Source organism: Paenibacillus sp. J22FR21 (genome assembly GCF_056269135.1).
Map to the genome: position 1 here is coordinate 1,197,970 of NZ_JBWDNJ010000001.1, position 11,366 is coordinate 1,209,335.

Sequence of the window (11,366 nt, forward strand, 5' to 3'; positions counted from 1 at the left end):
TGGATAAAAAATTCATTTGGTTAGTACTACCAGTGACATTAAAAATGTTATTTAATATACTTAATCTTAGTAAGTTTATTTTTTAGTCCAATGCTATAAAAGAAAGCGAGTCGATAACATTGAAATGTTCAAATTTTGATATGCCTTGCATTGAATCGATTTCCGAAGTACTGCAATTTCTTTCAGGAAAATGGACTTTTCTAGTCATTACAGAGCTTCTAAAGGAGCCTCAGCGTTTTAATCAATTGAGAAGAAATTTAGGCAACGTGAATACGAAAGGTTTAACAGATACATTACGGAATTTGGAAGAACATCAAATGATCAGACGGAAAGTATTTCCCTCCGTTCCAGTGACAGTCGAATATTCAATTACGGAAAAGGGAGAGTCCTTCTCGAGCGTATTTACTGAAATTAATCGCTGGAAAACGGAATGGGAATCTTCTGTTCAACCTCAAACGATTGAGGGGTAATGAATCTGTTCGTATTTTGTAATCCGCCGACTCATCCACCCCCTCCTCATTACAGAATCTATCGCTTTCTCCAGTTGCCTCCTGCTTAACAGCAACCTTTCCATATACATCTCCGAGTGATTCTCTTCCATTAGCGAATCATGCTCGAATTTCGATAAAAGTTGTTTGCCTACATATGCAACCTTCTTCTAATTAGGATTGTAAGTGAGCTTCACTTGCTTCGGGATCAACTATAACAGGCCTTCTTACTTTTCGTAAGAAGGCTATTATTTTAAGTATGCTTTAGAAAAGTAAAGTCCTCCTTTCCGGTTTTTGTTGAAGGTTCATAGTCTCTTTCCTTGCAAACGTTGCGTTGGCCCTACTCCATATCTAACTTAACTTCTTTTTCGCCATTCGGACTCTTGACTTTAAATTTCTAAAGCATATTTAAAAAAAGTACGTTCTTATGAAGAATAAGATTACCTGTTATAGTTGACCCCGAGGCAATTGAAGCACAATTACCATCCCAAATGAGAAGAGGTTTTCACACATGTAGGGGAGCGCACAATATACGAATAAACATACCTGTCGGAGGAAAGATACACTTGGGGAGCGATTAATTTAAGGAGTAATTCTGACGGAACTCGTTTTTTAGCTGCAATCAGGAAAAATGAATAAACAAAACCCTTACAAAGGACATGATCATATGTTGAAGAAGAAGAAGTTTTTTTTTATCAGCCTTATTTTAGGTGTCGTCTTTCTAACAACTATACTCGCGGGATGCTCGTCGCAAAATAATACAAACAAGCAAGCTGCTCAGGCAGGTTTGCAAAATGTTCAAGCGCATCAAGTAGCGAATATCACTGAGCTTGAAGACAAATATCAACGCTTGGAGGATATTGAGCAAATCAAACAATTAAAAGCCCGTTATTTCCGTTTTGTCGACGAGAAGAAATGGACCGAGTTTGGGGAACTGTTTACTTCGGATGCCAAAATCATGTCGGAAGGCGTAGACTATTCCAAAGGCGGGGGAGCAGCATACGGGAAGATGATCGGGGATCTTGTAGGTAAAGCGCCTACGGTTCACCATGGCTATATGCCCGAAATTGAGATGATTGATAAGGAGAATGCCAAGGGTGTTTGGGCGATGGAGGATCTGTTAACCTTCCCTGACGCGAAGGGCGCTTATCCTGGACATCACGGATATGGCCAATATCACGAAACGTATAAAAAAGTAAATGGAGTTTGGAAAATCAGCAGCACGGAACTAACGCGCTTCCGCATGGATCCTCTTAAGAACTGGGATCCGAATACAGACCCTATAACCGGAAGGTAACCGGCGCCTCTATATAAGCGATGAAAAATTACCCCTCTAGACGCTCCAATCGAGCGCTAAAGGGGTATTTTGCATGGCTCCGTCTTGACAAGGACGATTGCTTTTAATGCACTAGAGGCGCCAAGTAAATGACCGGTCATCGACATATTAGAACCCGTAATGACGACCCTTTCCAATTCTGTACTCTCATAAAGGCGCACTCATTTGTTCTCCCATTCAATCAGCATAATAACGCTATGTAAACACGATTATTTCACATCAATCGTTGCATCGAACAAACCGATAAAAAAGCGGGACAAAGCGAAAATAATCCCGCTCTGTCCCGCTCCCCTTAGATTGCTATTTGATGAATTCGCGCTTGATTATTTCAACATCATCGGCGGTCCGATAATTACGGTATCGTTATTCGCCGCAATTTGAACAATTTCTTCAAGAGAATGACGACCGATTTCAGGGAAGAAATCGTCGATCCCACCCGGCGTGAAGATGAACAGCATCCGCCCCGTGTCAGGACCTACGTTAGCCCATGCGTGAGGTACGCCGCGAGGAACCCACACACTTGTTCCAGCGGTAGCATCGAATTCTTCGTCGCCAACTTGGAAACGAAAAGTGCCCTCAAGAATTTCAAACGTTTCCTCGCGTTCGTTATGGATATGCTTCGGCGGGCCCATCAGAGACGGTACACGTGCTTCAATAATCGTCATTGATCCTCCAACCTGATTACTGTGAAGGCGTACGGTCATCTTCTCTCCTGGCATTGTGTCGAACCATTCGAGATCTTTAGCGTAATTAACGACTGTTTTATTCATTTTGTCATTCTCCTTTTTTTCTAATGTGGATAATTGTTAGGTTAGCTTCAGAAGATTAACCGCCAATTCTTCGCTGTGCGAATAGAATGGCGAGTGGTCCGTGTCCATGGTAATGATTCGTTCACAAGGCGTTCGAGTGTGCATCGCGCGCTGTAATTGGATTGGAATTGCTTTATCTTTCAGCCCTTCAATATATACACGGGGGACAGAACCGAATTTCTCGTCCGACAGCTGTACTGGCGTAACCAACGGTACCAACGGGTCTAGACAAAGCTTTTCTTTTGCAGTCCTGAAGTCCAATTCAGAACATTCGGCAAATAGGTGACTCCGGATCGCTTCATCTCTAAGACCCATATAGGTTTGATCTTCGTCTATGAAGACTGCCGTAGGAGCGTCTTCTCCTAGATCAACGGTTGCGAATACTTGAAACATGGACTGTCCATTCCCCGGAAGAAACGCGCACAAATAAACAAGTTTCTCGATTTTTTCGGGGAAGTATTCGGCTGTCTGGCTGATGACCATCCCTGCCATACTGTGCCCCACTAGAATGACCTTTTCGGATTCCTTATCCAGAATAGCGCCAAGACGATCCGTGTAGCTTGTAAAGTTAATATCGGACATCGGCGTATGATCTTGGCCGTGCCCAGGTAAGTCAAATGCGATTACCCGGTGTCCCGCTTCTTCGAGCATGGGCATTATTTTTTCCCAGCACCAAGCTCCATGCCACGACCCGTGTACCAGTACGAACGTACTCATCACTATCACTCCAATTAGCCTTTATTTCTCTCGAACTCTGCATCGTTATATGGTGAAGCAATCCAACCTTCAGTCTCAACGCACTCGATCTTCAGCTTCAATACGTTCATTGGTATTTCGAATTCTTATTTGAGCCATGTTTATTCCTTCTCTCTTACATCACAGTATTATACGAATTGAACGAGGTCTTCCATATGCCGCCTTGTTTTAGCGCGCCTAGGCTCTTTGGATCGGTAGCCGAATGTCGTCATCACGCTCAAACCGTTTTTTGCTTCGATATCCATCGATAAAGTTCACCTCGCAAGTCGATTTTTGTGTTAATAGGCTGTTAATTGATCTTCAATTGCTGTGGGGTCAACTATAACAGGTATTCATTATTTTCATAAGGAGGCTATTTTTTTTAATTTGCTTTAGAAAAGTAAAGTCACGCTTCATGGCTTGTCGTATCCTGCTGCTTAAGCGAGGTCACTTGGTAATGGGAGAACTTCGGGAGAAGTAGAAGAGAATTTTCTTTGTTCCAAGAACACGAACAAGACAATTTATTAATGCACGTATTATTTGCGGAAAGACAAGTACTTCTTCTGGTCACGGAATATCGATGGTACACCGTCGTTGCTGGCAACACGGTCGATACCCTGGAGACATAAACGACGGTTAGAAGAAACACCATTCCACCGGGTCCTCCTTATCGGGAAGTGTCTTGTCATATGGTTTTGACAAGAACTTTATCCCATAAATGCAAAAAGCCGCGATTTTCGCGGCATTTAATGAGAAAATATTCTTGTCACCTGACAGTCCTCGCGGGTCGACATGACAAGGTGCATCATAAAAGGAAGATGATCAAGCAGGAAGCACATGGCATCGGAGACCGGTTTTCGCCGCGTGAAAATCGCCAAGAACAAGTATGAAAGGAGTCGGAATGGCTGCGATCTCATTAAGAAAGAGTAGTCAAGATCGACTCAGTCGATGGCAGTTGAGGTAGTTGAAGCATAGCAAGTACGCATATTCCTATATTCTCTTCAATTGACTTTAGAGCGGAGATCATGCAGGTTAAAAAGCGCATAAATTCGTCCGTTAATTCAACGCCCATAGCACGTGAGTTTTTTGGTACCGAACCCAGAATCTAATCTGCTAATTGAAAGCTCTTATCTGGATCAACTCGTTACTAGTTGCGATTGGCGATTTTTCCGGCGAATTGACCATGAAGGGCTTGTTTAAACTGATCCGCTCCCAGAAAGTCATGGGGGAATCCCAGAGGGATGCTACTGGCTTTGGTTAACAAATCCATCTGTTCAGGTGTCAGCTCGAAGGTTAGGCAGTTTAAATTATCTTTGATCTGCTTTTCCGTTCTTGCTCCGATAATCGGGATCGTCGTCCCTTCCTGCTGCCTGATCCAGTTGAGGGCTACTTGTGCAGGTGTTCTGCCGATGTCTTGAGCAATGCTTTCAACCGTATCCATTATGGAGCGGTTACTTTCCGAAACACTTTCCCCGGTAAAATCAACCCGTTTCGAGTCCTCTGGTCGGCCTCCTTTGTATTTGCCGGACAACAAGCCACCACCCAACGGAGCCCAGGCGGTTACCCCAATGTCCAACGCTTTTGCCATGGGGATTAAGTCGCGTTCTGCCTCCCTTTGGACCAAGCTGTACGACACCTGCAAACCGGTAAATGGAGTCCATCCCCGCAGTTCCGCCATTGTATTGGCTTTTGCGACAATCCACGCCGGAGTGTCGGATATGCCGATGTACAGAATTTTTCCAGCCCGAACCTGGTCGTCCAAAGCCCGCATTACCTCTTCGACCGGCGTCATAAAATCCCATGCATGCAGCCAATACATATCGATATAATCGGTTTTCAGCCTTTTCAAGCTTGCATCTAGGGACTGAACCAGGTTTTTGCGGTGATTCCCCCCGGCGTTCGGGTCATTTGGATTCATGGTCAGTGAATATTTCGTGGCGATGACAAATTTCTCCCGTTCCGATGCGATAAATTCCCCAACGAATTCTTCGCTATCTCCTCCTGTATATTGGTTGGCTGTATCAATCAGATTTCCTCCTGCATCAACATAAGAGTCTAAGATTTTGCGACTTTCCGTTTTATCCGCTCCCCATCCCCAGCGATCCCCGAATGTCATCGTACCCAAAGCGATGTCCGATACTCTCAATCCACTTTTGCCAAGTAATTTGTATTTCAATTGACTTCACGCTCCCTTTAAATTTAAAAACCAAGTTTTCGTTCCGAGTCGGTAATTTACCGATTGAATAGGACTGCAAGAAACTGAACAAGTTCGATCCCCTTTCATAAACCGCAAGTATTGCCATACGGTTGTATGTTGTTTCGTACAATTCAAATCCTACACCCTAGAGTTCACTCTAGATCAAGAGGTTAATTTTTGAACTCTGTTTTCGATGTTCCTGTGAAGGACACTTAATATCTTGGTTTATCGTTTACAATCGAGTATATTCTAAATGATAAAGAACAACATAAACGATTAGCGGAAGGTGGATCATAATCAGAATGAACGAGGAATTTACAATCGGCCAGGTTGCAGAAAAGACGGGGTTGTCCATCCATACCATAAGATATTATGAAAAAGAAGGTATTCTGCCGATCATCAATAGAAACGAAAGTGGAATACGTATTTTTGAATATGAGGATATCCAGTGGATCAATCTTCTAAACTGTCTTCGCAATACCGGTATGCCAATTGCTCAGCTTAAAGACTATGCTGATCTCACTTTAAAAGGCGACCAAACCGGTGAAAAACGTTTGGAAATTCTTGAGAAACAAAAGGAAAAGATAGAAGAACAAGCGAATACTTTGAAGTCTCACATCGACCTGCTCAATCTTCATATGGAGTGGTACCCCAGATTGAAAAAAGAAAATATTCTATTTGATCATGCAATGAAAACGTGGTTGAAGGATGGTAAATTACCTCCTGAACTATAGTGAACTCAAGCGAATTTTATGGTAGTTTAATGCGCTGCTCTCCCAGTCTAATACTTTATTTTCTGAGTCTAGAACTTTATTTTCTCAGTTTATCAAGACCTAGATTTAGGAAAGTCAGATATAATTAAGGGTGGCACAAACATCAAACTCGGGTCCGTTGTTTCCGATATTATGGGCGTCTCATCTAAAGATATGCTTCGTGCAATCAAGTTCTTGTCATCTCCAAATGACAAGAACTTGATTCGATAACTAAAAAAAACCCGCGATTTACGCGGATTTCATTCGGATAATGTTCTTGTCAACCGACACCCCCGTCGTCGTTACTTCAACGGTCACCATATTCGTGGCAACCTCGTCAGTTTCCAGTTAAAGAATGAAATAAATGGTGCCGACATGTGCCGGCACCATTTATTTACTGATCATTTTCAGGCATCCGGTGGATTCTTTTTTATTCTAAATCCACCGAATACTACGCTAAACGCTATTCCAAGACCGATACCAACAGAGATATTATCCATTGCCACGCCAATGGCTACACCAAGGCCGATTCCTAATGCAAGCGCATTTTATGTGACTCCAGTTGTACCCAATGTAACATTCTGGGGAAATTATTCACGCTTCATATTCTTGTCACTCGAACATATATTATTCTTTTCGTTTTTTAAAAATAGTTTATTTTTCTACACTCCACTTCTGCTAGCGCAATGCCGACAGCTGATCGCTAGTTTTTCCTGTAAATATACCGCTTCCCAGAGTACTTTCGGGAATTTATGGCGACGAGCACAGGTTTTAATTAAGAGTAAATATAAATACTATTTTGAGGCTTGCGAAACAAAATCAATCACTGCTTTTACAAACTCTTCGGGCATCTCCACATGGTTCATATGTCCACCTTGTTCGAACATTACGAGCTGCGAAGCTGGGATTTTCTCATCCATCTCTTTAGCCCAACGCGGTCCGCAGTTAAAATCGTACTCTCCGACTAAAATCAGGGCTCTGGTTTGAATTGTTTCTAACGTATCACGAACATCCCACATATACGGCTTGCGATTCGGATCAACGGAGAAATCCAAACATGCTTGCCACTCGTTAATATATCCTGAATATTTCCAATAATTACCGAAGAAAGCAGGCATCAAGCGTCCCAAAACCTTCAGGATTGCTTCTCTATCCTGCGCTTTTCCCGTAATCATGTCCATCCATGCCCGCTTCGCATCCTGAGCTTCCGGAAGGTCCGCCCAACGATGGGTGAAAATTTCGAGTTGTTGAACCTGCTCCATTCCAAGATCATGATTCATACACGGAGCCGAGCTGTAAAGGATGAGGCCGCCGAGTTCGTCCGGATAATCAAGTGCATATTGTAAGCCTACGAAACCGCCATGCGAGTGACCTAGAAAAAATGGCTGATGCGCTCCAATATGTTCTGCTACTTTATGAGCGAAGTAGGCGTATTTGGACATCGTGTAATCTCCGTCTGGAAGGTTATCGGAATTTCCTGTGCCCACTGCCTCCAAATAGATAACGGTCATGGATTTTTCTAGCAACGGCATACGCATATAGCCCCAATGAAAACCAGGGCCTCCTGCATGCACAAGACAAAACGGACCTTCTCCCGCAACATGATAAACTTGTCGTATACCATTAATGACGAGCTCGTGCATAGCTGGTGTACCAATTGAAGCTTGAAAGTTAGATAAGGACATGTATATTCCCTCTTTAAGTTCATTTTTAAAAACAAAACAGCCGTACGTAATTCGTATTACATTTGTTCTTTATACACATCTTCGTATAGAAAGTACTGGACTCTTAAACACCGGCCTGTAGCCTATTGTTCCACTAAAGAACCAATAGCCTCCCAGGCCGATTTCATTTTATTTACGGTTATAGGCTGTAAAATTGCCTTTAATTTGGGGTATTATCCCAAAAATTAAAGACCGGGATAAGTAATATGATACTTTTTGGAAACTGATAACAAATTTTGCATGGCCTCAGGAGTAGGTGGCTCTATATGAGTCTCCATCCCTTCTACATAAGGAACGCCTAGTTCCTTCACAAAAGAATCAAATCCTGCAGGGTACGCGGTCACCAGAAACTTAGCTGTATCTGATTTTACTTTGAAAGTGTGTGGAATTCCGCGCGGTGCAAACACATATTCTCCACTTTTCACCAAAATAGTCTCCGTACCTAACGTCATCTCTATTTCTCCATCCAGAACGTAAAAAGATTCATCTTCTTTTTCATGCAAATGCAGTGGAGGTCCATCATCTTTCTTGACGGCACAATGCACCACGCAAAACTCTCCGTTCGTATCGTCCCCGCTTACCAATATTGAATTTACGTCACTAAGAAATAGGAATGTATTTTCTTTATTATTATTTCTATACATCACATTTGCTTTGATTTGATTACTCATCTTTTGCAGGCTCCTTCTTGGTGAGAATTCTTAATGAATCGTATCTTACTAGCCGGCTGATAAGTTCTTACCCGGGGATGTCGACTTGGTCGGTTTATGGCAAGTTTTGTCCGTAATATGTTTCGCGTGACATGGCAATAATGGTTATGTCTGAAAGAGGAGGTTTGAATCACCTTTTATATCGAGCATATCGCATCTCCATCTCTGGTTAGACAAAATATGGATAATGACTTTGGAATAGCCGCATGACTAATAACTTGATGTGCTCACCTCCTTAATGATTAATCTTTAATAATATCAATGATAACGCTAGCCAATGAGTATGGTATATAACTTGATGAATGTATTTAAACGGGTTTACTTACACTTTGAAAGGAGAAGAGCCGAATGGCCAACCAAGCTATAGATGATATTGATCTGAGGATTCTGTATGCGCTCCTCGACAATGCTCTCCTTACCCACAAGGAGATTGGAGAGTTCGTCCATCTCACAGGGCAGGCGGTTGGTGCGCGAATTCGCAAACTGCAAGACTTCGGAGTTATCGAGGGATATACGCTTCGTTGGAATCCTGAAAAGATCGGACTTATCAATCACGCCTTTTTAACCGTGTTCATTTACTCAAATCAATCGCATCAAGCCTTCCGGAGCTTCGTCCAGTTGACTGAGTCTGTGAAAGAAGTGCATCGCGTAGGCGGAGAAGGATGCTATTGGTTGCGCATTCTGACAAACAACAGTTCTGAGCTGAACAAGCTGTTGGAGGAAGTGCTGAGATACGGCAACTATAGGCTGAGTCTATCGATCGAACACGTCAAGTAATCTACTTTCTAGCTTCAGCCCCATCGTACATAACGACGCCAGGCAGCCTTCCAACTTCCTCAGAACTAGTAGGAGAGCCGGCTTTTACTATAATAATTGTTTTTGATTCATGGCAAGCGAGTGCCTCCCGCATTAATATTCCATTCATCACCTTACTTTAATGCCAGAACTATTTTTTTTGTTGTACGCTTAGCTTGGCGAAAAGCAGCGAGAATTACGATGCAACTCGAGTTTTCCCACAAGCAGTTTAAGATCGGTCGACCCTCACCAAACTCAAGCATTCGCAGGATGACAAGAAGCAGTGAGTATCGGGATATGTTGCGCAAAATGACTCGGACCCGTTCCGTTAGAAAGACCGACCTCCACCCCATCAATTCGTAGTCATGTCTATTTATAATGGTCAATTACAACCCCTCCTTTAATCCCAATTATAAATAAGACATATGAGGCTTATTAAGCAAAACAGCAGCCGATTATGCGCCGGCTGCTGTCATTCATGTTGGTATTGAACTATCGTTCCTCGTTAGCTCAATTACCTTTGTTAACGTGACTTAATCTAATTAGATTTATTAAGCTGTATATGAAGATAAATAAAGACCCCCAAATAATATAAGGACCAATACTAAAAAGTCCGAGCACTGATAAAGCTGTACAAAGGAAACCAATTGTAAGGCAGCTTCCTTAGCGTAACCCTTACCTCTTACGAACATTGGCTTCAAATGCAACCTCCTTCTCTATTTCCCAGGCTGCATTCTCACTAATCTCTACTCGCACCACCTAATTTATTTACACCATCGTTTCCTTATGTCTTCGATCTTTCAAAGGCAATACCTGCTCTTACACAATACTGCCGTTAATTCAATCACAGCTAAAGAAGCATCAACCAAAAAAAAGGCTGTTACCGAAAAATGCTACAAGTTCTTCCCGTCCTTCGTGCCCAGCATCCTCCCCATCGAATAACGAAATGTTGCAGAACAGTATGCCGGCTGCCTTAAATATGCGACTTCTTTTCATTCGTTTTTGACAGAAACTAGATCCCATTCCATCAATAGAAGGAGCAGCTGCCGTTGCAGACTGCCCCTCTATTTGGCGCTAGCTTCTATTTCTTGGCGTTCATTGGAATTGAAATCGTCTTCTTATATGGCTTAATATAGTGGAAGCCGGTTAACAGAAGAAATTCCGGCTTATCCCACGTTTTCACGGAATACGTCTGCTCCCAGAACACGTTATTGTTCCCCAAATCCCATGGACGCGCCTTCGAAATTGCAGCGATCGGTATGCGCTTGCCTCCGGCTTGCACGAATAGCTGGTCGGTGTCGAACTGCGTAAACTGCGCCCTTGCAATGACGATATCATAACCCGACGCAGTCTTGGTCACGCTTCGAATGAATAACTTCTCCGTGTTTATTCGGATCGATCGATCAGAAGGCGAATTAAGCGAGATCGGTTCCATCACCTTCTGAAATCCTGTGAAACTTTCAAGTACGATATCCATCGTTTCGATTTTATCGGTCGGCAACACGTCATATCCCAGCTCGAAATTTGTAATGCCCTTCTTGCGCGATGCGCTTGATCTCATTCCCCATGAATGTACTTCAACCCCATTCACCATAAGCTTCATCGTGCCCGGATATCTCGGAGGTTCACCATCGTTCATCTCGTAGTGCCCTTTAATCACCGTTGATGTCGGTGAAGCCGTAATCGAATCGTAAACTACCATCCCTTCATCGACGGGCACGGATTTCGCTATTTCCGCTCGAAGGATGCTCTTCATCGCTTTATTCGCCTCGAATTTGAACGAAATTGGATACACCTTCGTATTGCCAACATCCAACCAC

10 protein-coding genes and 1 pseudogene are annotated in these 11,366 nt (G+C 43.0%); 4 read left to right on the forward strand and 7 right to left on the reverse strand.

Annotated features, from left to right (window positions below; translation table 11 throughout):
* Positions 1–140 precede the first annotated feature (140 nt).
* Positions 141–470: a winged helix-turn-helix transcriptional regulator gene (locus tag AC0YNS_RS05845; protein ID WP_475780116.1), complete on the forward strand. Its 330-nt coding sequence runs from the start codon at positions 141–143 to the stop codon at positions 468–470.
* A 649-nt stretch (positions 471–1,119) separates the two neighbouring features.
* On the forward strand, positions 1,120–1,785 hold the full coding sequence (locus tag AC0YNS_RS05850) for a nuclear transport factor 2 family protein (RefSeq protein ID WP_475780055.1): 666 nt from the start codon (positions 1,120–1,122) through the stop codon (positions 1,783–1,785).
* 362 nt (positions 1,786–2,147) lie between these two features.
* On the opposite strand, the gene AC0YNS_RS05855 is transcribed toward AC0YNS_RS05850, so the two are convergent.
* The 3 genes from AC0YNS_RS05855 to AC0YNS_RS05865 all read right to left on the reverse strand — a co-directional run bounded on the left by AC0YNS_RS05855 (position 2,148) and on the right by AC0YNS_RS05865 (position 5,544).
* Positions 2,148–2,594, reverse strand: a complete 447-nt coding sequence (locus AC0YNS_RS05855; RefSeq protein ID WP_475780056.1) for a cupin domain-containing protein — start codon at positions 2,592–2,594, stop codon at positions 2,148–2,150.
* Positions 2,595–2,630: 36 nt separating this feature from the next.
* On the reverse strand, positions 2,631–3,350 hold the full coding sequence (locus AC0YNS_RS05860) for an alpha/beta fold hydrolase (RefSeq protein ID WP_475780057.1): 720 nt from the start codon (positions 3,348–3,350) through the stop codon (positions 2,631–2,633).
* A 1,165-nt stretch (positions 3,351–4,515) separates the two neighbouring features.
* Positions 4,516–5,544 (reverse strand): aldo/keto reductase, encoded by a 1,029-nt coding sequence (locus AC0YNS_RS05865; protein WP_475780058.1) that lies wholly within the window; start codon positions 5,542–5,544, stop codon positions 4,516–4,518.
* 323 nt (positions 5,545–5,867) lie between these two features.
* Here AC0YNS_RS05865 and AC0YNS_RS05870 point away from each other — a divergent pair, with 323 nt between their 5' ends.
* Positions 5,868–6,299: a MerR family transcriptional regulator gene (locus AC0YNS_RS05870; protein ID WP_475780059.1), complete on the forward strand. Its 432-nt coding sequence runs from the start codon at positions 5,868–5,870 to the stop codon at positions 6,297–6,299.
* Between the two features lie 425 nt (positions 6,300–6,724).
* Here AC0YNS_RS05870 and AC0YNS_RS05875 read toward each other — a convergent pair whose 3' ends face one another.
* From AC0YNS_RS05875 to AC0YNS_RS05885, 3 genes are all read right to left on the reverse strand, one after another.
* Positions 6,725–6,847: a glycine zipper domain-containing protein gene (locus AC0YNS_RS05875; protein WP_475780117.1), complete on the reverse strand. Its 123-nt coding sequence runs from the start codon at positions 6,845–6,847 to the stop codon at positions 6,725–6,727.
* 264 nt (positions 6,848–7,111) lie between these two features.
* A complete protein-coding gene (locus tag AC0YNS_RS05880; RefSeq protein WP_475780060.1) occupies positions 7,112–8,002 on the reverse strand; it encodes an alpha/beta fold hydrolase in 891 nt (296 codons plus the stop codon).
* 224 nt (positions 8,003–8,226) lie between these two features.
* On the reverse strand, positions 8,227–8,712 hold the full coding sequence (locus tag AC0YNS_RS05885) for a quercetin 2,3-dioxygenase (protein ID WP_475780061.1): 486 nt from the start codon (positions 8,710–8,712) through the stop codon (positions 8,227–8,229).
* Between the two features lie 387 nt (positions 8,713–9,099).
* Between AC0YNS_RS05885 and AC0YNS_RS05890 the strand changes: the two genes are divergently transcribed.
* Positions 9,100–9,528: an Lrp/AsnC family transcriptional regulator gene (locus AC0YNS_RS05890; protein ID WP_475780062.1), complete on the forward strand. Its 429-nt coding sequence runs from the start codon at positions 9,100–9,102 to the stop codon at positions 9,526–9,528.
* Between the two features lie 1,099 nt (positions 9,529–10,627).
* On the opposite strand, the pseudogene AC0YNS_RS05895 reads toward AC0YNS_RS05890, so the two are convergent.
* A pseudogene (locus tag AC0YNS_RS05895) lies at positions 10,628–11,366 on the reverse strand (DUF4179 domain-containing protein); the annotation flags it as partial.